Origin of the sequence: Cobetia sp. Ld8, assembly GCF_045066615.1 — a bacterium.
GTDB lineage: Bacteria > Pseudomonadota > Gammaproteobacteria > Pseudomonadales > Halomonadaceae > Cobetia > Cobetia amphilecti.
Genome location: NZ_JBISHF010000007.1, coordinates 1,228,486 through 1,253,757 on the forward strand (window position 1 = coordinate 1,228,486; position 25,272 = coordinate 1,253,757).

The window sequence follows — 25,272 nt, forward strand, 5'->3', positions numbered from 1 at the left end:
TGCATTGTGAGCGCTTAGATAGAAGCAATATGATAGTTAATGAACTAAAAACCAATAATAAATCACAATCACTCCTAGCACCTACAATTATTTACGGTCGCTGAGATATAAAAGCTCACAATCTATATAACTTAATGGGAGCGAGAAAAATCCACCCTCCCAATTTAACCAAACTTAGCTTAACTTATTATATCAATACCCCATTTCCTTTAACTTTTTTTCAAACTCCTTCAGCCCTTTATATAACTTTCCGAAATTATTTATAGTCAGAGAGGGAGCATCAACTAATCTTTGCGTACCTTTTAAATGGGTGTGTGCTTCTTTATTTCTCATTGCCTTAAGATTACCGAGCGTCGCTTTAAATGTAATCAGGACGGCTGCATCGATTTTCTTTTCAAGCTTCTCCCACCCAGTCAACCCTATCAAAGAAACAATCATATTCTTAAAATGTTTCTCATACTCAAACCCAAAAGTTCTTTTCACTACACGGTCAGAAAAATATTTCTTACTGGAAGCGTCTTTAAGAACTCTGCTTGAAGATCTTAGTGCAATATCATCCATGCTCTCTTCAAGCCAACCGCACAATTCAAGCAAAGCCAGCTTAGAGTAATATAATTTTTTCTTGTTTCCAGTAGATTTATTATATAATCGATCTAAGCTATATAAATTTTCATTGATGTAAGACTTGGCAATCATAGCCTCAGATCACTCACTAAAAATTTGAATCGATGTCGAAATCCGCTCTTCGACCTTAGTCTTCTTCGCAATCCCCTCACTTAGGTAAGCAGGAGCTAATGATGCTGAACTTTTCAAATTATCAAACATTACTCTAAGCCGTCTTTGATCAAGGCTTTCCAGGTAATCAATATTCGTAGCGACACCTACAAGCAAAGCTTCAAGTGTTGAGGACCCGATGCGGTCTTCATCTCTAAGAATAGAACTATTAATAAGTTGGACAGTGCGATTAAAAAGTACCTTTTTACTATCCAAGAATTGCTCACTTGGATTCCTATTTCTCCGCATATATTCGTTAAGAAACTTGGATAAAACCCCATTATACTCTTGAAGGTTGTCATAAAAAGAGAAAAATCTTAATATAACCTCTACATTTTTAAACCTTTGATCCTCGGAGGCCTTAATATGATTTATATGCAGCCAGTCTTCATTTTCATTTAGCTCTTTGAGGAGGCTATTAAAATCTCCGCTATAAATACAGTTTCTTATCTCTTGATTGTTTAAGCGCATCCCTCCAGTATTCAGTCTATGAAAAATAGTAAACAGATATTCCATATGACTTTTTTTAGCATGGTCACAACGGAGCACAGTGATTGGAAGAGTTAAGTTTTCTAATCTCTGATATAAAATATGCTCTGAAGACTCGGGATCGCGTAACCTAGAAACCTTAACACCTGATAACCTCTTATCTATATCATCAAGATTTGACAGGCGCCAATCTTTATCCGTCATAAAACGAATAATAGCGGACATCCTTTGCAATCCATCAATAACCTGCCATTTCTGTGTCTTATAATCTAAGCTAAAACACATACTTGGAATAGGCAGTTGCTTTATAAGAGAGTCAATGAACCGAGTTTGTCCCGCAGACTTCCACACAGATTCCCTTTGAAATTCTGGTGTGATATCAAGCATTCCTTTTTCGTACATTCTAAAAAGGTCAGCACAAGACCTCAATTCATTATATGCAACTATGTCAGAAGGCGGCTGTTGCTCCGATTCGTCTTCATAGAATGTATTTTCTTCCACATTTTCTAAAGCAACATTCATATTCTCGTCGTTCATAATGGCGCTCACCTTAAGAATAATCAGACAATCATATATCAAAATATCAGTAAAGCATCAACTTCTAAAAACCAACAATCAACACAAACTGGTGCATAGATCCAGAACCTCACCATCATGGTGCATTTTATAAAGGAACGCATCTACATAATAGATTGATTTTACTACAAACCACTGAAATATAGTTATATTTTTTATATGGCACACTTCCTGCTAGACATTCAGCGAGGCACCGATAGGCATACAACAATCGAAAATCTACACCAATGGAGCGCTAGGGTTCCGGTGACTGGCTGATAGCCGTCACGACTGGTCCGAGAGCACTCGACCTCCAAGCTGGGGGTTACACGGCGGGACAAAAGCCCGGGAGACGCAAAGCCTGTAAAGGTCGGCGCCTCTCACTTTTTCCGCCGGAGATAACGACAATGACCCAGCTCACTCGCCTTTCCCAGTCCGCGACTTCCCCCTCGGATGCCAGCGCCCAGGTGTCATCCGCTGCTGTCTCATCTGCTTCATCTGCCATTTCCCGAAACGCTTCCAGACGTGCTGCGTTGGCCGGCGCCCTGCTGCTTGGCGCATCGCTGAGCCCGCAGGCCGTGGCGCAGGATTCCTTCAGCGTGTGCTGGTCGGTGTATGCCGGCTGGATGCCGTGGGAATACGCGGACACCCAGGGCATCGTCGACAAGTGGGCCAAGAAGTACGACATCAATATCGATGTGGTGCAGGTCAACGATTACGTCGAGTCCATCAATCAGTACACCTCCGGCAATGTCGATGGCTGCGCCATGACCAACATGGACGCCCTGACCCTCCCCGCCGCCAGCAGTGTCGATTCCACCGCGCTGATCCTGGGCGACTACTCCGATGGCAACGACGGCGTGATGGTCCGCGATGGCGATTCCATCGAGTCCCTGAAGGACCGCGAGGTCAATCTGGTGCAGTTCAGTGTCTCCCACTACCTGCTGGCACGCGCACTGGACAGCGTCGGCATGAGCGAGCGCGACCTGACCACCACCAATACCGGCGATGCCGATATCGTGGCTCTGGCCAGCAACACCGACACCCAGGCGGTGGTGACCTGGAACCCGCAGCTGGCCACGCTCAAGGAGATGCCCGGCTACACCGAAGTCTTCAACTCCAGCGACATTCCCGGCGAGATTCTCGACCTGATGGTCGTCAATACCCAGACGCTGAAGGACAACCCGGACTTCGGCCACGCACTGGTCGGTGCCTGGTATGAGGTGATGGAGAAGATGAAGGCCGGTGACGAAGACGCCCTCTCCCAGATGGCCGATGCCGCCGGCACCGACCTCGCCGGCTATCAGTCCCAGCTGGCCGCGACCCACATGTACTACACCCCCGCCGAGGCCGTGGCCGCTTTCAATGCGCCAAGCCTCAAGGACACCATGCAGCACATCGCCGACTTCAGCTTCGCGCAGGGCCTGTTGGGCGAAGGCGCCCCGGATGCCGGCTTCATCGGTATCGAGACCCCCGCCGGCGTCATCGGCAATGAAGGCAACGTGATGCTGCGCTTCGACCCTAGCTACACCGCCGCACTGGCCAACAGTCAGTAACGCCACGCGGTGGATGCCGCACACGCTCCGCGGGGCAGCCTGCCTCGCGGAACGTGAACCGACCGCCTCCCTCGACCGCACCCTCGTTCGCACCCGTGGAGCCCGCGCATGAAACGCCTGATCAATCTGACACCCTCCCGTGGTGGCCGCTGGCTGCTCGGTGGCCTGCCCTTCGCGCTGCTGGCCATCCTCTACATCGTGCAGTCCAACCAGCGACTACTCGACAACCCGAATGACCGCCTGCTGCCGTCCTTCGCCGCCATGGGCGAGTCGTTCTCGCGACTGGCCACCGAGGTCAACGTGCGCACCGGCGACCTGCCGCTGTGGACCGACACCTTCGCCAGTCTCGAGCGCCTGCTGGCCGGCGTGCTGATCAGTGCGCTGATCGGTCTGAGCGTCGGCCTGCTCACCGGTGGCCTGCCGCTGCTGCGCGCCAAGCTGTCACCGCTGATCACCGTGCTGTCCCTGATTCCGCCGATGGCGATCCTGCCGATCCTGTTCATCGCCTTCGGTACCGGCGAGCTGGCCAAGATCGCGCTGATCGTCATCGGCATCACGCCCTTCCTGATTCGCGACCTGCAGAATCAGGCCCTGCGCCTGCCCGATGAGCAGCTGATCAAGGCCCAGACGCTGGGCGCCAGCTCCTGGCAGGTGCTGACCCGCGTACTGCTGCCCCAGCTGACCCCGCGCCTTCTGAGCGCCACGCGCCTGGCACTCGGCAGCGCCTGGTTGTTCCTGATCGCCGCCGAAGCCATTGCCGCCCAGGATGGCCTCGGCTACCGCATCTTCCTGGTGCGTCGCTATCTGGCGATGGACGTCATCCTGCCCTACGTGGCCTGGATCACGCTGCTGGCCTTCCTGCTCGACCGTCTGCTGGTGCTCGTCTCGACCCGCGCCTTCCCCTGGTACCACGCTGAGGAGAGCCAATCATGAGCCTGATCCACGCCAAGGGCCTCGAGAAGCACTACGGCCAGCAGGTCGTGCTGGAACGCATGAACCTGACCGTCGAGGCCGGAGAATTCATCACCCTGGTCGGCGCCTCCGGCTGCGGCAAGACCACCTTCCTCAAGCTGCTGCTGGGCACCGAGGGCGTCTCGCGCGGTGAACTGCTGCTCGATGGCAAGCCCATCCCCGGCGAGCCGGGCCCGGACCGCGGCATCGTCTTCCAGAAGTATTCCGTCTTCCCGCACCTCACCGTGCTGGGCAACGTGATCATGGCCGAGGAGCTGGCACGAGCCCCGCTGACCGGCAAGCTGTTCGGGGCCAAGCGCCGTGAAGCACGGGTCGCCGCCGAAGCGCGCCTGGCGGAAGTCGGCCTGTCCCACGCACTGGACAAGTACCCGCATGAGCTGTCCGGCGGCATGCAGCAGCGCCTCGCCATCGCCCAGGCGCTGATGATGAAGCCGCGCATCCTGCTACTGGATGAGCCCTTCGGCGCGCTGGACCCGGGCATTCGCAAGGACATGCACCAGCTGATTTTGCGCCTGTGGGAAGAACAGCAGCTGACCATCTTCATGATCACCCACGACCTCAAGGAAGCCTTCGAGCTGGGCTCGCGCGTCTGGGTGTTCGACAAGGTGCGTGTCGATGCGCAGGCCCCGCAGGCCTATGGCTCGACCATCACCTATGACCTGCCCACCGAGCGTAGCAAGACCAAGGCGTCGTCCCAGCAGCCGGGGGCTCACCCACCGGGCTCTGACCAAACGACGCTCGAGCGCGAGCACGAAGCGCTGACGACACCAGCCAACTCCGTTTCCCAAGCCACTCTCACCGGAGGCCAATTCAATGAACATACCGCTTGATGCCGCAACCACCGACCGCGCCAGCTTTACCGCGAGCTTTACTGCAAAGTACAAGACCCATCTGCCCGGCGGCCATCACTGGTCGATGCGCATGCCGCGTGGCAGCGCGCTCAAGCTGACCGCGAGCGAGGCCAACGCCAATGTCGGCCTGGTGATGTACAACCCGCTGGATACGCTTGAGCGCCTCAATCTGCCGGATACCCTCAAGGGTCAGCACACCTTCCGCCTCACCGAAGGCCACTGCCTGTATTCCGACATGGGCCGTATCTTCGCCTCCATCATCCAGGACGATCTCGGCTGGCATGACAGCGCCAGCGGCAACCTGATGGAGCACCACTTCGCCGCCAAGGGCTGGCACAAGAAGGCCTATCAGCAAGCCTTCAATGACTTCACGCCCAGCGGCCACGACAGCCTGCTGATCGAGATGGCCAAGTACGGTCTGGGCGAGCGCGACCTGTGCGCCAACCTCAACCTGTTCTCCCGCGTGCGCGCCGATGAAGACGCCAATCTGCACTACGTCGCGGACCACTGCGCCGCCGGCGACAGCGTCACCCTGCGCTTCGAGATGGACACCCTCGTCATGCTGCACACCTGTCCGCATCCGCTGGACCCCGCCGAGGACTATCCGCTGCGCGGCGTGGACATGACCTTCGGCACCGCGACGCCGATGGATGAGCATGACGCCTGCTATCTGTCGCGCCCCGAGAATGCCCGCGCCTACGCCAACAACCAGCTCTATCACCTGGCGGGCTGAGGCGTCCCCCGACAGCAGATGGACGCCACGCCGACTGGCTAGTGGCAAACGACGCCCCAGATGACAAGGACAAAGGACATCCCCATGTGCACCTCGACACTCGAACTCCCACATGCCCACACCCCGGCCGCGACGGACGGCGCCCCGCTGAGCTACGCCGACCCCGCACAGCAGCCGCGCGAGCTTGAGCGCACCATCGAGGCCGGCGATCACTTCATCGGCCTGGTCCGCGCCGGCCAGCACCTGCGCATCACCGACCTGCATGGCAATCAGGCCGCCGACACCCTGTTCTTCTCCGCCGACGACACCGCCGAGCGCTACAGCGCGATGGACACCGTGCGCGAGCAGGGCAAGGTCTACCTGACCACCGGCACGGTGCTCTACTCCACGCGTGGCCGTGCACTGCTGACCATCACCGGCGATACCTGCGGTCGGCATGACACCCTGGGCGGCGCCTGCTCCAGCGAGTCCAACACCGTGCGTTACGACCTGGAGAAGCGCCACATGCACTCCTGTCGCGACAACTGGATGCTGGCCATCGCCCGCTACCCGAAGTACGACCTGACCAAGCGCGACATCGGCCACAACATCAACTTCTTCATGAACGTGCCGGTCACCGCCGATGGCGGCCTGAGCTTCGAGGACGGCCTGTCCGGCCCGGGCAAGTACGTCGAGATGGTCGCCGAGCGTGACGTCTACGTGCTGCTCTCCAACTGCCCGCAGCTCAACAACCCCTGCAATGGCTACGACCCGACACCGGTCGCCATCCGCATCAGCGACTCGCCGCTAGGCTGATCCGCCGAGCTGATCGGCCGAGCTGAGCCGCCGAGCTGACAGCGAAGCTTTCGAACACGCATACGACAAGAAACGGCCGAGCCCCACCTGACGATGTCATCTCTCTTGCATCACTCGTCAGCTCTCCAAGGCTCTGCCCGGCTACCGGACGACCGGCAGCTCACAGTTTGAAGGCGGGACGACCCGCCGCCGGAAGGATGACTCCGTCATGTTCCACAAGGTCCTGATTGCCAACCGTGGCGCCATCGCCACCCGAATCCAGCGCACGCTGCGTGCCCTCGGTGTCCAGAGCGTCGCCGTCTACGCAGAAGCCGACCGTGAATCCCCCTTCGTGCGCGAGGCCGATGAAGCCTACAGCCTCGGCGAAGGTGCCGCCGCCGAGACCTATCTCGACATCGACAAGCTGATCGCCATCGCCCGCGAGAGTGGCGCTCAGGCCGTGCACCCGGGCTATGGTTTCCTGTCCGAGAACACCCGCTTCATCCAGGCCTGTGACGCCGCCGGCCTTGTCTTCCTCGGCCCGACCGTCGAGCAGATCCACGCCTTCGGCCTCAAGCACGAAGCGCGCACCATCGCCGAGAATGCCGGCGTGCCGCTGGTGCCCGGTACCGGCCTGCTGGACGATGTCGAGAGCGCACTGAGCGAGGCCGCCCGTATCGGCTATCCGGTGATGCTCAAGTCCACCGCCGGTGGCGGCGGCATCGGCATGCAGGTCTGTGACGACGAAGCCTCCCTCAGCCGCGCCTTCGATTCGGTCAAGGGCCTGGGCGAGCGCAACTTCGGTGATGGTGGCGTCTTCCTCGAGGCGTACATCGCCCGCGCCCGTCATCTGGAAGTGCAGCTGTTCGGTGATGGAGAAGGCACGGTGATCGCGCTGGGCGAGCGCGATTGCTCCAGTCAGCGCCGCCACCAGAAGGTCATCGAGGAATGCCCTGCACCGGATCTGCCCGAGCGCGTTCGCGACGACATGATCTCCACCGCCATCCGCCTGGGCGAAGCCGTCAATTACCGCAGCGCCGGTACCGTCGAATTCATCTATGACGCCGAGCGTCAGGCCTTCTATTTCCTGGAGGTCAATACACGCCTGCAGGTCGAGCACGGTGTCACCGAGCTGGTGTGGGGCGTGGACATCGTCGCCTGGATGCTCAAGTTGGGCGCCGGTGAGCTGGGCAATCTGCGCGAGATGGTCGCGCCGCTCACTCCCCGCGGCCACGCCATGCAGGCACGTGTCTATGCCGAGAATCCGCAGCACGACTTCCGTCCCTCCAGCGGCCTGCTCACCGAGGTGGAGTTCGCCAATGACGCCGTGACCGCCGCCCTCGCCGACGACAGCCAGCTGCGGGTGGATCACTCCATCGAGGCCGGCTTCGAGGTCCCCGCCTGGTTCGACCCGATGCTGGCCAAGATCATGGTGCACGCACCGACCCGCGAGCAGGCGCGCGGCGATCTCTCCAAGGCATTGGCGGCCTCTCGCCTCTACGGTATCGAGACCAACCGTCAGTGGCTGTCGCACCTGCTGGAAGACCCGCGCTTCATCAATGTCGAGATCTACACCCGCTGGCTGGAAGGCCTCGAGTGGGCCGCGCCGACCTTCGAGGTACTCGTGCCCGGCACTCTGACCACCGTGCAGGACATGCCGGGTCGCCTGGGCCACTGGGATGTGGGCGTGCCGCCCTCCGGCCCCTTCGATGACTACGCCTTCCGTCTCGGCAATGCGCTGCTGGGCAACGCCGCCGATGCCGCAGGCCTCGAGATCACCCTCAATGGCCCGACGCTGCACTTCCACCGCGCCACGCGCGTGGTACTGGCCGGCGCGCCGCTGCCCGCCACGCTGTCCGTTTCAGCACCGCAAGACGGCGCTGATGACGCCGCGACTCACGAGCTTGCCCTGTGGCAGGTGCATGAGATCGCCGCTGGCAGCACCCTGAGTCTGGGCAAGGTCGCCGCTGGCGCGCGCAGCTATCTGCTGATCGCCGGCGGCATCGACTGCCCGCAGTATCTGGGCTCGCGCGCGACCTTCACCCTGGGCCAGTTCGGCGGCCATGCCGGACGTGCGCTGCGCAGTGGCGACATCCTGCCGCTGGCCGATCTCGCCGAGTGCCACCTGCCCGCCCTGACCCGGCTGCCCGAGGCGCTGATCCCGCAGGGCGCTGGTGCAGTGAATGAGGCGCAAGGCAAGAATGATCAAGGCAAGACAACGGGCCGCGAATGGCAGATCGGCGTGCTCTACGGCCCGCACGGGGCGCCGGACTTCTTCACCGAAGACGACATCAGCACCTTCTTCGGCCACCGCTGGGAAGTGCATTACAACTCCAGCCGCACCGGCGTACGCCTGATCGGCCCGCGTCCGCAGTGGGCGCGCGCCGACGGCGGCGAGGCCGGTCTGCACCCCTCCAATATCCATGACAACGCCTACGCCTTCGGCACCATCGACTTCACCGGTGACATGCCGGTCATCCTCGGTCCGGACGGCCCGTCGCTGGGCGGCTTCGTGTGTCCGGCCACCGTGGTGCGTGCCGAGCGCTGGAAGCTGGGCCAGCTGGCCGCCGGTGATCGCATCCGCTTCGTCGCGCTGACTCTGGAGGAAGCCCGCACCATCGAGGTGCAGCAGGACACCGTGATCGCCGCCCTCGCCAGTGGCCAGCTCGACACTCTGGAAAAGGGCCTAGCGGAGACCAGCGGCGCCACGCTGAGCGCCATCGCCGCAAAACGTCCGCGCCCCGCTGACTCGCCGGTGCTCAAGCGTCTAAGTGCCGAACAAGGCGGCGAGCAGATCGTCTATCGCCGCGCCGGCGATGACTTCCTGCTGATCGAGTTCGGCCAGATGGAGCTGGATATCGCGCTGCGCTTCCGCGCCCATGCCTGGATGCTGTGGCTCAAGGAGCACCCGCTGCCCGGTCTGATGGAGATGACCCCCGGCATCCGCTCGCTGCAACTGCATTACGACCCGCGCAGCCTGACGCTCGAGACACTGATGGCGCATCTCGAACAGGCCGAAGTCGCGCTCAAGGATGTCGAGGACATCGAGATCGAGGCCCGCACCGTGCACCTGCCGCTGTCCTGGGATGACCCGGCGTGTCAGCAGGCCATCGACAAGTACCAGCGCTCGGTGCGCCCGGACGCCCCCTGGTGCCCGAGCAATCTGGAATTCATTCGCCGCATCAATGGCCTCGGCGATGAGGCGGCAGTGCGCGAGACGGTACTCAACGCCCGCTATCTGGTGATGGGCCTCGGCGATGTCTATCTCGGCGCACCGGTGGCCACGCCGCTGGACCCGCGCCAGCGGCTGGTGACCACCAAGTACAACCCGGCACGTACCTGGACCGCCGAGAACTCGGTGGGCATCGGCGGCGCCTATCTGTGCGTGTATGGCATGGAAGGCCCGGGCGGTTATCAGTTCGTCGGCCGCACGCTGCAGATGTGGAATCGCTATCGCCGCACCGAACACTTCACCACCCCGTGGCTGCTGCGCGTGTTCGATCAGCTGCGCTTCCATCCGGTCAGCCATGAAGCACTCGAGCAGATCCGTCGTGATCATCCGCAGGGGCGTTACGACCTCAAGATCGAGAAGACGCGCTTCCGTCTCGCCGATTATCAGGCGCAGATCGCCGAGCACCAGGCCGAGACCGATGCCTTCCGTGAACGCCGCCAGGCGGCCTTCCAGCAGGAAATCGACGACTGGCATGAGCGCGGCCAGTTCACCTTCGAGGATCAGATCAACGAGGTGCAGGAAGCCGACAGCCTGAGTGATGACGAGCTGGGCATCGAGACGCCGGTCACCGGCAGCCTGTGGAAGCTGGAAGTCGCCGAGGGCGATGACGTCGAGGCCGGCCAGGTGGTGGCGCTGGTCGAGTCGATGAAGATGGAAGTCGAGATTCGCACCCACACCGCTGGCCGTGTCGTGCGCCTGCCGATCAAGGAAGGCAGTGGCGTCGCCCCCGGCCAACCGCTGATCGTACTGTCGACCGCCATCGAAGCCACGGATTCCGCTGATGCCAGCGCATCAGACAACACCCGATCGACCCTGTCCTCCGAGGAGACGCTGTGATGATGACCCATACCCCGCTCAACCTTAGCATCACGGCGCTGAGCAAGGCCTATCAGGCCGGTGAGATGACGCCGCGCCAACTGGTGGACGAGCTGCTGGCCGCGCAGGCCGAGACCGACGCCGCCTGGATCACCCGCCTGTCAGCACAGCAGCTGGAACCCTATCTGGCACGTCTGGACGACGTGGCGCCCGAGTCGCTGCCGCTCTACGGCATTCCCTTCGCGATCAAGGACAATATCGATCTCGCCGGCGTGACCACCACCGCCGGTTGCCCGGACTTTGCCTACACGCCGAGTGACGACGCCTTCGTGGTCAAGCAGTTGATCGCGGCAGGCGCGATTCCGATGGGCAAGACCAATCTGGACCAGTTCGCCACCGGGCTGGTCGGTGAACGCGCCTTGCCGGTCTACGGCACCCCGGCCAATGCCTTCGACCCCGCCTATGTGCCGGGTGGCTCCAGCAGTGGCTCGGCCGTCGTCACCGCCCAGGGCCAGGTCAGCTTCGCGCTGGGCACGGACACGGCGGGTTCCGGGCGGGTTCCGGCCTGCTTCAACAATCTGGTCGGCGTGAAGCCGACGCTTGGCCTGCTCAGTGCAGGCGGTGTGGTGCCGGCCTGCGCCACCCTGGATACCATCTCCATCTTCGCGCTGGGCTGCGATGATGCCGCGAAGGTGCTGTCCGTCACCGCACAGTTCGATGCCGACAACCGCTGGGCGCGCGAGCATGACTTCAGCGTTCACGGCCAGGCCTATGGCGTGCTGCCCGACCTGGCTGGCCTGCGCATCGGCGTGCCGCCGCGTACTCAGTGGCATACCGACAGCGATTACAGCGGCTACATGGAAGCGGCGATGCGCCAGTGCAAGGCGCTGGGGGCCGAGCTGATCGAGCTGGATTGCAGCCCGCTGCTGGCCGCCGCGCGCCTGCTGTATGAAGGCCCCTGGGTGGCGGAGCGCTACCACGCGGTGCGCGAGCTGATCGAGCGCAATCCCGAGGCGCTGCACCCGGTAACCCGCGAGATCACCCTCGGCGGTGCCACGCCGCTGGCCGTCGATGCCTTCGATGCGCGCTATCAACTGGCCGAATACCGCCGTCAGGCCGAGGCGCTGCTGGCGCAGGTGGACGTGATGCTGGCGCCGACCACGCCGCGCCTGCCGACCAAGGCGGAGCTGGCCGAGGCGCCGATCGCGGTCAATTCGGAGCTGGGCACCTGGACCAACTTCATGAACCTGCTGGATCTGAGCGCGCTGGCCGTGCCGGTGGGCTTCAACCGCCAGGGCCTGCCGGGGGGCGTGACGCTGTTCGCGCCGGCCTTCGAAGACCTGCAGCTGCTCAGCATCGCGCGTCTGCTCGAGCATGAATTCGCGCTGCCGCTCGGTGCCAGCGCCGTCGCCCGCCCCCAGGCGCGCCTCGCGGAAAGCCAGCTGCCCGCGGCGGCCAATGGCCGACTCGAGATCGCCGTCTGCGGCGCACACCTCAGTGGCATGCCGCTCAATCATCAGCTCACCCAGCGCGATGCCCGTCTGGTCGCGCGCACTCACAGCGCACCCAGCTACCGCCTCTATCAACTGGATGACGCGACACCCGCCAAACCGGCCATGCTGCGTGCCCCGCAGAACGGCACCAGCATCGCGCTGGAGGTCTGGTCTCTGCCCATCGGCAGCGTCGGCAGCTTCCTCGCCGGCATCCCCTTCCCGCTGGGACTGGGCCAGATCGAACTCGAAGATGGCCGCTGGGTCGCGGGCTTCATCTGCTCGGTATCCGCTGACAGCGGCGTGCCGATGACGGACATCAGCGAGTACGGCGGCTGGAAGGCGTGGGTCGAGCGCGAGTGAGCGCGCCGTAACCTCTGATCCGTAACCCTGAGCCGTCCTGCACCACAAGACAAAGAGCAACAGATCTGAAACGAAACGCCCCGCGACCGGATGAACGGTCGCGGGGCGTTTCAGTATGACGCTTGCGTGCGTGGCCTGAATGTGTCGAACACGTGGCCCGCATGCATGGCCTGCATGAGTGGCCCGGCAGCTGTCTCTGGCCTGCCGCATGACCAGACCCATCGCCCGATAGCACCACGTCGGGCTCATGAAGTTCCCCGAAATTTTCATTCTTGGCATCCCGCAAAGCGTGTCTGGCATTTCGCAAAACAAAAGTGCCGCCAGCGGGTAAATAATAATGATTATTATAAACAACTAGGGAACGCAGTCTTGGCTCACTCACTCCGCCGTCCAGGTTTCACTCGCTCGCCACTCGCCCTCTCCATTGCGCTCGCGACCTCGTCACTGCTCAGTGCCACCGCTATCGCGGATGAGACTCGCACACTTGAGGCGATGACCATCGTCGGCGAGGCGCAAGGCGGCACCACGGAAGAGACTCAGGCGTATACGGTCGACTCCAGCACCAGCGCCAATGGCTTGACCCTGTCGCCGCGCGAGACACCGCAGTCTGTCAGCTTCCTGACCCGCCAGCAGATGGATGATGAGGCGCTGACCAGCACCACGGAGGCGATCAACCGCCTGCCGGGCGTGTCCTCCAATCGCCTGGACGGCACCCGCGCCAGCTTCCAGTCGCGCGGCTATACCATCCGCAATTTCCAGTTCGATGGCCAACAGAGCAACACCAGCAGCTTCTGGCCGTTCGGCGACGCCGAGTGGGACACCGCCATCTATGATCGCGTCGAGGTGGTCCGCGGGGCCACCGGCCTGATGACAGGCGTCGGCGACCCGTCCGCCACCGTCAACTTCGTGCGCAAGAAGCCGCTGGACGAAGCCGCGGCCAGCGTGACAGGCGCTGTCGGCAGCTGGGACCGACGACGTGGCGTGGTGGATGTCAGCACGCCGCTGGATGATGCCGGCAAGGTCGGCGTGCGCTTCGTGGCCGCCAAGGACCGCTCCGACAGCTTCATGGATGATGTCGAGAATGACCGCGAGACCCTCTACGGGGTGATCGCCGCCGAATTGACGCCTGACACCGAGCTGAACGTCGGGGTCGAGTATCAGCGCTATGACCAGGATGGCGCCTATCTGGGCGTGCCGCTCTACTACACCGACGGCACGCGCACCGACTTCGACCAGTCGGTCGCCAACAATACCGAATGGGCGCACTTCTTCACCGAGAACACGCGCGGCTTCGCCGACCTGACCCACTACTTCGCCAACGGCTGGAAGGCGACCGCCGCCTACAGTCATGGCGATGCCAACTACGGGCTGACCTACAACTACCGTGGCGGCTATGTGGATCGTGACAACGGCATCCTCTACTACGACAGCAATCGCGAGTATCCGACGACCTCCTATCTGGTCGACTATCGCGGTGATCGCACCCAGAAGAACCTGAATCTGAGCGCCGAGGGCCCCTTCGAGCTGCTCGGTCGTGAGCACCAGCTGGGCTTTGGCTACATGCAGCTCAAGGAAGAGTACGAGATCTGGAGCCGCACCCCGGCGAGCGCCGTGCCGGCGCTGGGCAGCTTCACCGATCGCGATGACCCGGCGCTGGTCGAGCCGGAATGGGGCGAATGGGGCCTGACCGACGACACCGAAACCGAGCAGAGCGGTTTCTACGCCGTGACGCGCTTCTCGCTGGCCGACCCCGTGCACCTGATCATCGGCGCCCGCCTGACCGACTGGGAGATCGACCAGGACTACCGTGGCGAGCGCAGCTACGAATACAACGATGAGTTCACGCCCTATGCCGGCCTGATCGTCGACATTACCGACAACCTCACCGCCTATACCAGCTACACACAGATCTTCAACACCCAGAGCGAACGTGCCCCCGATGGCGCCCTGCTCGACCCGCTCGAGGGCACCAGCTATGAAGCGGGCCTGAAGGCGGCGTTGTTCGAGGACCGCGCTGACGTGTCCTTCGCCGTCTTCCGCAGCGAGCAGGACAATCTGGCCGTCGAGATCCCCGGCGTCTATGTCGCCGGCACCACCGATCAGGCCTACACCGAGTCAGACGGCGCCGTGGTCGAAGGCTTCGAACTGGAAGTGGCCGGTGAAGTCGCGCCGGGCATCAATCTCTCCGCCAGCTACGCACTGGTGGACGCCGAGGACTCCGATGGCACCCAGCTCAATACCAGCTATCCGCGCCAGCAGGCCAAGGTCTACGCCACCTGGCAGCTGCCCGGCGACTGGTCGCGTCTGACGCTGGGCGCTGGTGGCACCTGGCAGGGTGATACCTACAAGGATACCGACACGCCCACCGGTACCGAGAAGGTCGGCCAGGGCGATGTCTTCCTCGCCAACGCCATGGCGCGCTATCGCTTCAATGACAACTTCAGCACCCAGCTCAACGTGTCCAACCTCTTCGATGAGGAGTACTACACGCAGCAGGGCTTCTACAGCCAGTACCTGTACGGCGCGCCGCGCAGTGCGCTGCTGAGCATGACCTACGACTTCTGAGCATGGGCCCGCCCTGCCGACAGGGCACTCGTCTCCACACGTAACGCTTGCCTACCCAATGACAGCCTCTCCCCGCCAGGGGCTGTCACCTCGTCTCTGGCCAGCGGCGTCTGCCGCCAGCCGATCACACAAGGAGTCTCCCTTGCGACTCACGCGACTTTCCTGCGCCATCGGCCTGACCACCGTCATGGCTGCCTGCCTCACGCCTGCCGTACAGGCACACGAGTCAGCGACTGCACACACGTCGTCTGCCAGAACATCTGCCGCCTCCGCCGAGGCAACGGCGCAGTATCCGCTCACGATCGAACATGCCTTCGGTACCACCGTCATCGAGAACAAGCCGCAACGTATCGCCACCGTCGCCTGGGCCAATCATGAAGTGCCGTTGGCACTGGGCGTGGTGCCGGTGGGCTTCCCCCGTCAGGACTTCGGGGATGATGATGGCGACGGCATGATGCCGTGGGTCAAGGCGCGCCTCGAAGCACTGGGGGCCGACTCGGCCAATCTGTTCGATCAGGGCAAGACCCTCGATTTCGATGCCGTGGCCGCCAGCCAGCCGGACGTCATCCTCGCCGCCTATTCAGGATTGAGCGAAGACGATTACGCCAAGCTCAGCAAGATCGCTCCGGTCGTGGCGCGCCCCGGCCCGCGCTGGTCTTCCAGCTGGCGCGACATGATTCGCCTCGACAGTGCCGGCATGGGCATGGCCGCCGAAGGGGAAGCACTGATTGAGCGTCTCGAGGCGCAGGTCGCCGAGAACATCGCCACCCACCCGGAGATCAAGGGCAAGTCGGCCATCACCCTGCGCTATATCGATCCCGAAGACCCGACCCGGATCGCCTTCTACAACGACAACGATGCCCGGGGGCGCTTCCTTGCCGAGCTGGGGCTGACCTCCCCGCCCTTCGTGACGGCGAGTGCCAGCGACGGCAAGATCGGCGGGCGAGTGCCCCCGCAACAACTGGCGGAGCTGGCCGACGTCGATATCATCCTGACCTATGGTGGTCAGGCGCTGATTGAGCGCCTCAACCAGCATCTTGCGGACAATGACCTGCCCACCTTCAGCAACGACAGGGTCATCCTGCTGGAGAATGACCCGATGGGCACGGCGGCCAACCCGACACCGCTCTCGATGCCGGAAGTGCTCGATGCCTACGTGACCCAGCTTGCGCGGGCAGCGAAAGCCTCGAATGGCTGATGGTGGCTGGCGTGTTCTACTGAAACAGGCGACTGGCTCGTTCTACTGAAACAGGCGACTGGCTCGTTCTACTGAAACAGGCGACTGGCTCAGAACAACTGAACCAGGCGGGCGCAGCTGAGACCCGCCACCTGAAAGACGAAAACCCCGCGACCGGTGACCCGGTCGCGGGGTTTTTCATGGAGCCTGAACTCGCCCGATCTACTTCTTGAGGCTGTCGATCAGCAGCTCAGCGACACCTTCGGAAGACATCGGATTCTGACCAGTGATGATCAGGCCATCCTGAATCGCGAAGGAGGTGAAGTCGGCCTTCTTCTCATAGATGCCACCTTTCTGCTGCAGGGCATCTTCGACCAGGAACGGCACGACATTGGTGAGGCCGACGCCTTCTTCTTCGCCATTGGTGAAGCCGGTGACACGCACGCCATCCACGAAGGGAGTGCCGTCAGGCTTGCGGGCGTTCAACAGCACTGCCGGGGCGTGGCAGACGGAGCTGACCGGCTTGCCAGCCGCATGGAACTGCTCGATCAGACGGATGGAATCCGCGTCGTTGGTCAGATCCCACAGCGGGCCGTGGCCACCCGGGTAGAAGATGGCGTCGAAGTCTTCGACCTTCATGTCTGCCAGTACGGCGGTGGTGGCAAGATCCTGCTGAGCAGCGGCGTCCTTGTCGAAGCGACGCGTGGCATCCGTCTGGAAATCCTCGCCTTGGCTTGCCGGGTCCAGCGGCGGCTGACCGCCCTTGGGAGAGGCCAGCGTCACCTCGATGCCGGCGTCCTTCATGACGTAGTAGGGAGCCGCCAGCTCTTCCAGCCAGAAGCCTGTCTTCTTGCCCGTGTCACCCAGCGTATCGTGGGATGTCACTACTACCAGAACCTTGCTCATGATGCTCTCCTCAACGTGCGGGATAGCCCGCAACGGTCACTTCACGAAAGATGTCGGCGACGTGATGGTCACCACGTGATGCTCACCACGTGATGGCCACCAAGTGGTGCTCGCCCTGTGTTGAATGAAGCTTACTGCTCACGCCACCATCGTCATAATCGATAGTCCGGATAGCCACTATCGCACACACAAATAGTTGTCTTGCGCCAGCGTGCTTATCGAGCGCACCCGCTCGCCAACTCGCATGCCGGCAACCGGCTCAATAGGTCGGCATCAGATGCACTTCGCGGATATTGGCACGCGGCGAAGCACTGATGGCGTAGAGCACGGCATCCGCCACATCCTGCGGGTCCAGCTTGTCCGGCTTGGGCTCATCGAAGAAGGCGGTATTGACCATGCCCGGGGTAATGGTGGTGCAGCGGCCTTGCCACTCGGCCATTTCCATCGCCAGGTTCTGGCCAAAGCCGTAGGCGAACCACTTGCTGGAGCTGTAGATGGAGCCCGCATGATTGGCGCGGCCGGCCACGGAACTGGTGAGGAGGAAGTGGCCCTTGCTCTCTCTCAGGTGCGGCAGGGTCGCGTGGGCGGTCCACAGCAGCGCATTGATGTTGATGTCGATGACTCGCTTCCACTCCTCGGGATCGCCGTTCTCGGTGCCTGCCTGGCTGACGCCGGTGCCGGCATTGGCGAACGCCACATCCAGACGGCCATGCTGGGCGACAGCCTGCTCGACGACCTTGGCAAGCTGATCGTATTCCGTGGCATCGGCGGCAATCGCCAGCACCTTGTCGCTGCCCAGTTCATCGACCAGCGCATCGAGGCGCTCCTTGCGACGGGCGGTCGCGACGACCTTGTGCCCGGCCTTCACCAGTGTGCGCGCGGTGGCCTCACCGATACCGCTCGAGGCACCGGTGATCAGCACGATCTTTTCCCCTTCGGCTTGCGTCCGCTTCACATCACTCATGGCTCACTCCTGTGGGTCGCTTGGATCACTCGTCGTGTTCTGATCACTACCCTACCGCCTGAACTTGGCATCGTGATAATCGATAGTACAGATAGCTGCTATCATCCAGACAAATAGTGCTCACTCGCCCGAGTGCAGCCGCGACACTCCGCCTGCTCTGGTAGTCATCATGAAGCTCAACTACGACCTCAACCTCCTGCGCACCTTCCATGCGCTGTATCTCGAGCAGAACGTCACGCGCGCCGGCGAGCGTCTGCACCTGAGTCAGCCCTCGGTGAGCGCGGCGCTCTCCAGGCTGCGCGAGCTGTTCAATGACCCGCTGTTCATCCGCGACCGCCAGCGCATGCGCCCTACCGAAAAGGCCGATCACCTGTTCCCGACCATCGAGGCGGCGCTGACCGACCTCGACGGCCTGATCAACAGCGAGCGGCACTTCGACCACACCACCGAAAGCCGTCATTTCGAGATCGCCGCCAACGACTACTTCGAGGTGCTGATCCTGCCGCAACTGGCGACGATCCTGCGTGAACAGGCGCCGGGTATCACCCTCCAGGTACGCCGTCTCTCGCAGGACATGAGCGAAGCCGGCGTGATGAGCGGCACGACGGACCTCGCCTTCGGGCGTCAGGTCGATCCGCCCGAGAATCTGGTGGTCAGGGAAGTGATCACGGAAGGCATCGACTGTCTGGTCGGCAACGGGCATCCGCTATTGGAGCGTCTGGATGATGAAGGCCGCATGACAAAGGCGGATTTCGAGCACCACGCCCATGTGCTGGTACAGCCCCATACCCGCCTGAAAAGCGGCATCTTCAAACAGCTCGAGGGCCAGGGGCTCAAGCGTGAGGTGGCCCTGGCGGTCACCTACTTCATGGCCGTGCCTTCGCTGCTGGAGCGCTCGCCACTGATCGCGAGCCTGCCCACCGGGCTATGCCAGCACTTCTGTCGCCAGTTCGCCGTCACCCGTGTGGCACCGCCCCTCGCCTTCGCCTCCTTCCCCTTCCACTTGAGCTGGCATCGCCGCTATCAGAAGGACCCCGCGCATCGCTGGATCCGCGAGCAGATCATTGAATGCTGTCAGCGTCTGGCGGAGGGACAGCAGGTGCTGCGCTAAGTCCTGAGCCCTGAGCCCTGAGCCCTGAGCCCTGAGCCCTGAGCCCAGAGCACAGAAAATAAGCGCCCGGCTACGAAAACGGCCCCTCACCATCCAGTGAGGGGCCGTTCTTGTCATGCCACGGGATTCAGCAGGCGAGCATCAGCCCTGCCTGGCCGCCAGGGCAGCACGATGGGCGTGCAGTTTCTGGTAGCTTTCGATCAGACGCAGGTGGCGATCGAGTCCTTCCAGCTGCATGTTGGTCGGCTCCAGACCATGGAAGCGCACCTCGCCCTGCACGGAGCCCACCACGGCAGCCATGGTGTCTTCCCCGAACATGCGGCGGAAGTTGTAGAGGTAGTCCTCAAGCTCCAGCTCGTCATCCAGCGTGATCTCCAGCACCGCCTTCATGGCCTGATAATAGAGGCCGCGCACGACGGTGTTGTCGTTGTACTGCAGGAACATCTCGACGCGATCCAGCGCGTCCTCGTGCTGACCCAGCGCGAGGTTGATCATCAGTTTCAGCTCGAGAATCGTCAGCTGGCCCCAGATGGTGTTCTCGTCGAACTCGATGCCGATCAGCGTCTTGATGTCCATGTGTTCATCAAGCTGGCTCTCTTCGAGGCGCTCGCCCAGGTCCGCCAGCTGCTCGTCATCGAGACGATGCAGATTGAGGATGTCTTCGCGGTAATCCAGCGCCATGTTGGTGTTGTCCCACACCAGGTCCTCGACCGGATAGACCTCGGAATAGCCCGGCACCAGGATACGGCACACCGGCGCACCGAGATCCTCATGCACCGCCATGTAGGACTCCTTGCCGATCTCATCGAGGATGCCGAACAGGTTGGCGACTTCTTCTTCATTGCTGCCGGAGAAGTCCCACTCGACGAACTCGATATCGGTCTTGGAGCTGAAGAAGCGCCAGGAGACCAGACCCGAGGAGTCGATGAAGTGCTCGACGAAGTTGTTCGGCTCGGACACGGCCAGCGAGTTGAAGGTCGGCGGCATGAAGTCGTTGAGCCCCTCGAAGCTGCGGCCCTGCATCAGCTCGGTCAGGCTGCGCTCGATGGCGACCTCAAAGCTCGGGTGCGCGCCGAAGGAGGCGAAGACACCGCCGGTCTTCGGGTTCATCAGCGTGACGCAGGCCACCGGGAACTGACCGCCCAGCGAGGCGTCCTTGACCAGAATCGGGAAGCCCTGGGCTTCCAGCGCCTCGATGCCTTCGACGATTTCCGGGTACTTGGCCAGCACCTCCTGCGGCACGTCCGGCAGGGTCAGTTCCTGCTCGAGAATCTCGCGCTTCACGGCACGCTCGAAGATCTCGGACAGACACTGCACCTGAGCTTCCGGCAGTGTGTTGCCGGCGCTCATGCCGTTGCTGAGATACAGGTTCTCGATCAGGTTGGACGGGAAGTAGATCGTCTCACCGTCCGAACGGCGAGTGAACGGCAGGGACACGATGCCACGATCCGCACGCCCGGAATTGGTGTCGATCAGATTGGAGCCGCCCAGCTCGCCATCCGGATTGAAGATCTCCAGGCAGTAGTCATCCAGCACACCTTCCGGGATCTCGTCATTCGGGCCCGGCTGGAACCACTTCTCGTTCGGGTAGTGCACGAACTCGCTGTCAGCGATGGCTTCGCCGAAGAACTGGTCGTTGTAGAAGAAGTTGCAGCTCAGGCGCTCGATGAACTCGCCCAGGGCCGAGCACAGCGCGCTCTCCTTGGTCGAGCCCTTGCCGTTGGTGAAGCACATCGGTGAGGCGGCATCACGAATGTGCAGCGACCAGACGTGCGGCACGATGTTGCGCCAGGAGGCGATCTCGATCTTCATGCCGAGATCATTCAGCAGGCCCGTCATGTTGGCGATGGTCTGCTCCAGCGGCAGGTCCTTGCCTTCGATCCAGGTGCTCTGCCCTTCCGGCGGCTCCGCCATCAGCAATGCCTGGGCGTCCTCGTCGAGGTTGTCGACCGTCTCGATCTCGAAGCCCGGGCCGGTCTGGACGACCTTCTTCACCGTGCAACGCTCGATGGAACGCAGGATACCCTGACGGTCCTTGTCGGAGAGGTCTTCCGGCAGCTCCACCTGGATCTTGAAGATCTGGTTGTAGCGATTCTCCGGGTCGACGATGTTGTTCTGCGACAGGCGGATGTTCTCGGTCGGGATGTCCCGCGCCACGCAGTACACCTTCACGAAGTACGCCGCGCACAGCGCCGACGACGCCAGGAAGTAGTCGAACGGACTCGGCGCCGACCCATCACCCTTGTAGCGGATGGGCTGATCGGTGATGACCGTGAAGTCGTCGAATTTCGCCTCGAGCCTCAGGTTGTCGAGAAAGTTGACCTTGATTTCCATGAACGATGCACCGCTGTGAAGAGTGTGGGCGCCAGCACGCCAGTCTGACGGCTACGCGATGGCCGCCATTATCCAGATTTTGGGGGCCTGCGTCGCGGGTGAGGCGAAAAGCGAAAACGCCGTGACTTCCTTGACGGTAGGGGGATTGTCACCTATTGGTTAATTTATACGCATAAATACAATAATTGATGCTTTGCCATGCCTGGTTCCCTGCCATCGACACGACAGGTCACAACCCGCCCCACCAACCACAATAAAGGGGAATGCAATGAGAAAGCGCTTCACGACCCGCAAGGTCGCCATCTACGGCAGCATGCTGCTGGGATTCTTGATGCTCGAGAGTCCATTGATGCTGATGGCCAACAAGATCGAGCCCATGGTGATGGGAGTTCCGTTCTTCCTCGTCTGGAACCTGGTGTGGTGGGGCTTCCTCACCGCCGTGTTCCTGTATGCCTACCTGACCAACTGGGGTAGCGCCAGAGCCCCTTCCACCGGCGGCAAGCGCTGAGGAGCTCACCATGACTGGAAGCATCTTGATCATCGCGGCCTTCATGATCATTCCCTTGATCGTCGGGCTCGTCTCGGCCCGCAAGTCCCAGACGACGAGCGAAGACTTCTTCGTTCAGGGGCGGGCCATGGGCAGCATTGCCGTGTTCTTCACGGTGGCGGCCACCTGGTGGAGCGCCTTTGCCTTCCTGGGATCGAATGCCACCTTCTACACCAGTGGCCCGATCTATCTCACCGCGCTTGCGTGGAACCTGCTCTTCGGCTTCATGTACTACTGGGTGGGCAAGCGCGTCTGGTATCTCGGCAAGCGCTTTGACTACCTGACGCCGTCAGACCTGATGGGCGATTTCTACAACAGTGAAGCACTCAGAGTCCTCGTTGCCGTCATCACGCTGATCTTTACCGTGCCATATCTGCAGATCCAGCTGACAGGCGGCGCCTACCTGATCGAGGTCGCCTCCGGTGGCGTCGTGCCCTTCTGGCTGGCCGCACTGCTGTTCTACTTCATCATCATCGTCTATGTGTGGGTCGGCGGAATTCGCGCCATCGCCTGGACAGATGTGATCTACGGGGCGCTGCTGTTCTTCGGCATGATGTATGCGGGTTACTACATCGCCGGCCAGGCAGGTGGCCCGACCAGCATGTTCGCTCAGCTCGCCAGCGATTCGCCCGCGCATCTGACGCTGCCGGGGCCGAATGGCAACATGGGCTACTCCATGTGGTTCTCTCTGTTCGTGATCGTGGCCATCGGCGCCTTCATGGGTCCCCAGATCTGGCTGCGCATGTATTCGGTGAAAAGCGGCAAGCTGTTCGGCTTGATGCCCTTCCTGCTGGGGCTCGCCGCCTTCGCCTACTTCGGCTCGGTACTCACGGGGTACACCGGCGTACTGCTGGAGCCTGGCCTGGAGAATGCTGACCAGATCCTGCCCGTCATGCTGATGAACTATGCGCCCTATCTGCTGGCATCACTGATCATGGCGGCTGGCGCGGCAGCGGCGATGTCCACCGCCAACTCCCAGATCCATGCGGTATCGACCGTCGTCACCATGGATATCTACAAGCGCTACGTGAACCCGCAAGCGGATCAGAAGCGCATCGTCCACATCGGGCGCCTGTCTCTGGTCGGCTTCTCTCTGGCGGCCTACATCCTGGCACTGACCGTTCCGGGGCTGCTCGTCACCATCGGGATCGCGGCACTGGCGGGCACTGCTCAGCTGATCGTGCCGACACTGGGCGCCATCACCTGGCGCAAGGCACACCCGCAAGCGGCCTTCTGGGGCCTGATCCTGGGTATCGTGACCGTCCTCTGGCTGTCCTACGGCGCCAGCGTCAGCAACCCGCTTGGCCTGCATGCCGGCATCTGGGGCCTGATCCTCAATGCGTCAGCCTTCGTCATCATCAGCCTGGCCTTGCAGCGCAAGGATGCCGATGTGGTGGAACGCTTCGCGCGGGCGCGTCGGGATTACACCGCGGAATATCACCCGGAGCAGCTGGAAGATGATGCGGCTCCCTCACCTCAGGTGATCGAAGCCCGCTGACCAGCGACAAGGGCCTGCATTGCGCAGGCCCTTTTCATTGCCGAGAACATCTCACGTGCCGAGAACGTCCCACGTGCGAGTGCTTGATCACAGTACCTGATAGCCGGCACTTGATAGCCAATGGACAGGATCTGACATGACCCCAGCCTCTCTTCCCACGCAATTATCTGAATTGACCGCCACTGACGCCCTGACGCTATTTCGCCAGGGTGAGCTATCCCCTGTCGAGCTGACCCGGGACTGCCTGGAGCGTATCGATACGCTCAACCCCAAGGTCAATGCCTTCGTGCATATCGCCCATGATGGGGCAATGAAGGCGGCGAAAGACGCCGAAGCCCGCTGGATGAACGGCTCGCCCTGCGGCCCGCTGGACGGTGTGCCGACAACGCTCAAGGACCTGACGCTGTCCCAGGACATGCCGACCCGGTACGGCTCCGCCACCACATCACCCGACGGGGGGAGTGACGTCGATTCCCCCGTCGCCGCGAGCCTGCGCAAGGCAGGCGCCGTCTTTCTCGGCAAGACAGCCTCACCGGAGTACGGCTGGAAGGGAGTGACGGACAACCCCCTGCATGGCGTAACGCGCAACCCCTGGAATACCGCGCTGACGTCGGGTGGATCCTCAGGCGGGGCTGGAGCAGCGGCCGCGCTGAACCTGGGCATGCTCCATCAAGGAAGTGACGCGGGCGGTTCGATCCGCATACCCTGCAGCTTTACCGGCACCTTCGGCCTGAAACCCACGTTTGGCTGGATTCCTCAGTGGCCGACCAGCGCCATGTCGACACTCTCACACCTGGGACCGATGACGCGGACGGCGTCCGATAGCGCCCTGATGCTTGCCAGCATGGCAAGACCGGATGCCCGAGACGGATTGCTCGGCAACCCGCATGGCATTCATTGGAATGCGCCACTCCCATTGTCTCTTGAAGGATGGAAAATCGCTTACAGCCCGACGCTTGGGTATGTCGACGTTGCACAGGACATACGCCTGCGAGTGGACGAAGCGGTCGCTCTACTGTCGAGACTGGGCGCTGACGTCATCGAGATAGACCCCGGGTTTTCCTGTCCCCTCGATACCTTCAATACCTTGTGGTTCGCGGGTGCCACCCAGGTGGTCGAAAAGATGACCGACAGCCAGCGAGAGCAAATGGACCCGGGCTTGCTGGACATTGCAGAGCGCGGCAACAACATTTCCTTGTCGCAATATCTGGCGGCAAGACGAGAGCGGACTGCACTTTGCGCACACATGCAATCCTTCCACGAGCAATGGGATCTGCTTGTTACCCCCACCTTGCCCATTTCACCCTTTGTCGCTGGGCACAACGTCCCACCCGGCGAGAAATACACTGACTGGATGGACTGGACGCCGTTCAGCTACCCCTTCAACCTGACCCAACAACCCGCGGCATCACTCCCCTGCGGATTGGATGACAATGGGCTGCCTGTCGGACTGCATCTGGTGGGAGGAAAGTTCCAGGATATGAAAGTGATGCATGCGGCCATGTTGCTTGAGGAGATGCTTCCTGGCCTTGTCTATCCCAAGCCCTAGCCAAGAGAAGTCCATC

18 protein-coding genes and 1 riboswitch are annotated in these 25,272 nt (G+C 61.5%); of the genes, 13 read left to right on the forward strand and 5 right to left on the reverse strand.

Translation table 11 applies throughout. The features are described from left to right. Positions 1 to 192: 192 nt before the first annotated feature. Positions 193 to 696 (reverse strand): hypothetical protein, encoded by a 504-nt coding sequence (locus tag ACJJV2_RS09985; RefSeq protein WP_405280485.1) that lies wholly within the window; start codon positions 694 to 696, stop codon positions 193 to 195. A gap of 9 nt (positions 697 to 705) precedes the next feature. Further along, positions 706 to 1,800, reverse strand: coding sequence for a DUF262 domain-containing protein (locus tag ACJJV2_RS09990; RefSeq protein ID WP_405280487.1), 1,095 nt, complete (start codon positions 1,798 to 1,800; stop codon positions 706 to 708). Between the two features lie 263 nt (positions 1,801 to 2,063). Then, positions 2,064 to 2,172, forward strand: a riboswitch (guanidine-I (ykkC/yxkD leader). Positions 2,173 to 2,225: 53 nt separating this feature from the next. On the opposite strand from ACJJV2_RS09990, the gene ACJJV2_RS09995 reads away from it, so the two are divergent. From ACJJV2_RS09995 to ACJJV2_RS10035, 9 genes are all read left to right on the forward strand, one after another. Then, positions 2,226 to 3,374: a putative urea ABC transporter substrate-binding protein gene (locus ACJJV2_RS09995; protein WP_405280490.1), complete on the forward strand. Its 1,149-nt coding sequence runs from the start codon at positions 2,226 to 2,228 to the stop codon at positions 3,372 to 3,374. Between the two features lie 108 nt (positions 3,375 to 3,482). After that, complete coding sequence (locus tag ACJJV2_RS10000; RefSeq protein WP_253061817.1) at positions 3,483 to 4,307, forward strand: ABC transporter permease; 825 nt, start codon at positions 3,483 to 3,485, stop codon at positions 4,305 to 4,307. Then, the gene (locus tag ACJJV2_RS10005; protein WP_405280494.1) at positions 4,304 to 5,176 is read left to right on the forward strand and encodes an ABC transporter ATP-binding protein; all 873 of its coding nucleotides are present in this window, start codon (positions 4,304 to 4,306) and stop codon (positions 5,174 to 5,176) included. The genes ACJJV2_RS10000 and ACJJV2_RS10005 overlap by 4 nt, the downstream gene beginning before the upstream one ends. After that, complete coding sequence (locus ACJJV2_RS10010) at positions 5,160 to 5,930, forward strand: urea amidolyase associated protein UAAP1 (protein ID WP_285461882.1); 771 nt, start codon at positions 5,160 to 5,162, stop codon at positions 5,928 to 5,930. The genes ACJJV2_RS10005 and ACJJV2_RS10010 overlap by 17 nt, the downstream gene beginning before the upstream one ends. An 84-nt stretch (positions 5,931 to 6,014) precedes the next feature. Further along, positions 6,015 to 6,725: an urea amidolyase associated protein UAAP2 gene (locus ACJJV2_RS10015; protein ID WP_405280498.1), complete on the forward strand. Its 711-nt coding sequence runs from the start codon at positions 6,015 to 6,017 to the stop codon at positions 6,723 to 6,725. Positions 6,726 to 6,933: 208 nt separating this feature from the next. After that, positions 6,934 to 10,773, forward strand: coding sequence for an urea carboxylase (gene uca, locus ACJJV2_RS10020; protein ID WP_405280501.1), 3,840 nt, complete (start codon positions 6,934 to 6,936; stop codon positions 10,771 to 10,773). After that, the gene (gene atzF, locus ACJJV2_RS10025) at positions 10,773 to 12,605 is read left to right on the forward strand and encodes an allophanate hydrolase (RefSeq protein ID WP_405280504.1); all 1,833 of its coding nucleotides are present in this window, start codon (positions 10,773 to 10,775) and stop codon (positions 12,603 to 12,605) included. Before uca ends, atzF begins: the two co-directional genes overlap by 1 nt. Before the next feature lie 369 nt (positions 12,606 to 12,974). After that, positions 12,975 to 15,170, forward strand: a complete 2,196-nt coding sequence (locus tag ACJJV2_RS10030; protein WP_405280507.1) for a TonB-dependent siderophore receptor — start codon at positions 12,975 to 12,977, stop codon at positions 15,168 to 15,170. Between the two features lie 142 nt (positions 15,171 to 15,312). Then, positions 15,313 to 16,368: an ABC transporter substrate-binding protein gene (locus ACJJV2_RS10035; RefSeq protein WP_405280510.1), complete on the forward strand. Its 1,056-nt coding sequence runs from the start codon at positions 15,313 to 15,315 to the stop codon at positions 16,366 to 16,368. A 201-nt stretch (positions 16,369 to 16,569) separates the two neighbouring features. Here the strand turns inward: ACJJV2_RS10035 and ACJJV2_RS10040 are convergent, their stop codons facing one another. Together ACJJV2_RS10040 and ACJJV2_RS10045 are read right to left on the reverse strand one after the other, a co-directional pair. Beyond that, a complete protein-coding gene (locus tag ACJJV2_RS10040) occupies positions 16,570 to 17,253 on the reverse strand; it encodes a type 1 glutamine amidotransferase domain-containing protein (RefSeq protein ID WP_054555908.1) in 684 nt (227 codons plus the stop codon). Between the two features lie 259 nt (positions 17,254 to 17,512). Continuing rightward, entirely contained in the window at positions 17,513 to 18,217 is a 705-nt protein-coding gene (locus ACJJV2_RS10045) for an SDR family oxidoreductase (RefSeq protein ID WP_347421080.1), read from the reverse strand. A gap of 169 nt (positions 18,218 to 18,386) precedes the next feature. On the opposite strand from ACJJV2_RS10045, the gene ACJJV2_RS10050 reads away from it, so the two are divergent. Further along, a complete protein-coding gene (locus ACJJV2_RS10050) occupies positions 18,387 to 19,328 on the forward strand; it encodes a LysR substrate-binding domain-containing protein (RefSeq protein WP_347421079.1) in 942 nt (313 codons plus the stop codon). A 141-nt stretch (positions 19,329 to 19,469) separates the two neighbouring features. Here the strand turns inward: ACJJV2_RS10050 and ACJJV2_RS10055 are convergent, their stop codons facing one another. Beyond that, positions 19,470 to 21,662: an OsmC domain/YcaO domain-containing protein gene (locus ACJJV2_RS10055; protein ID WP_216060952.1), complete on the reverse strand. Its 2,193-nt coding sequence runs from the start codon at positions 21,660 to 21,662 to the stop codon at positions 19,470 to 19,472. A 268-nt stretch (positions 21,663 to 21,930) separates the two neighbouring features. Between ACJJV2_RS10055 and ACJJV2_RS10060 the strand changes: the two genes are divergently transcribed. The 3 genes from ACJJV2_RS10060 to ACJJV2_RS10070 all read left to right on the forward strand — a co-directional run bounded on the left by ACJJV2_RS10060 (position 21,931) and on the right by ACJJV2_RS10070 (position 25,256). Then, entirely contained in the window at positions 21,931 to 22,170 is a 240-nt protein-coding gene (locus tag ACJJV2_RS10060) for a hypothetical protein (protein WP_107335026.1), read from the forward strand. Positions 22,171 to 22,180: 10 nt separating this feature from the next. Beyond that, entirely contained in the window at positions 22,181 to 23,707 is a 1,527-nt protein-coding gene (locus tag ACJJV2_RS10065; RefSeq protein WP_225347913.1) for a sodium:solute symporter family protein, read from the forward strand. A 136-nt stretch (positions 23,708 to 23,843) separates the two neighbouring features. Next, positions 23,844 to 25,256, forward strand: a complete 1,413-nt coding sequence (locus ACJJV2_RS10070) for an amidase (protein ID WP_225347911.1) — start codon at positions 23,844 to 23,846, stop codon at positions 25,254 to 25,256. Positions 25,257 to 25,272: the final 16 nt, after the last annotated feature.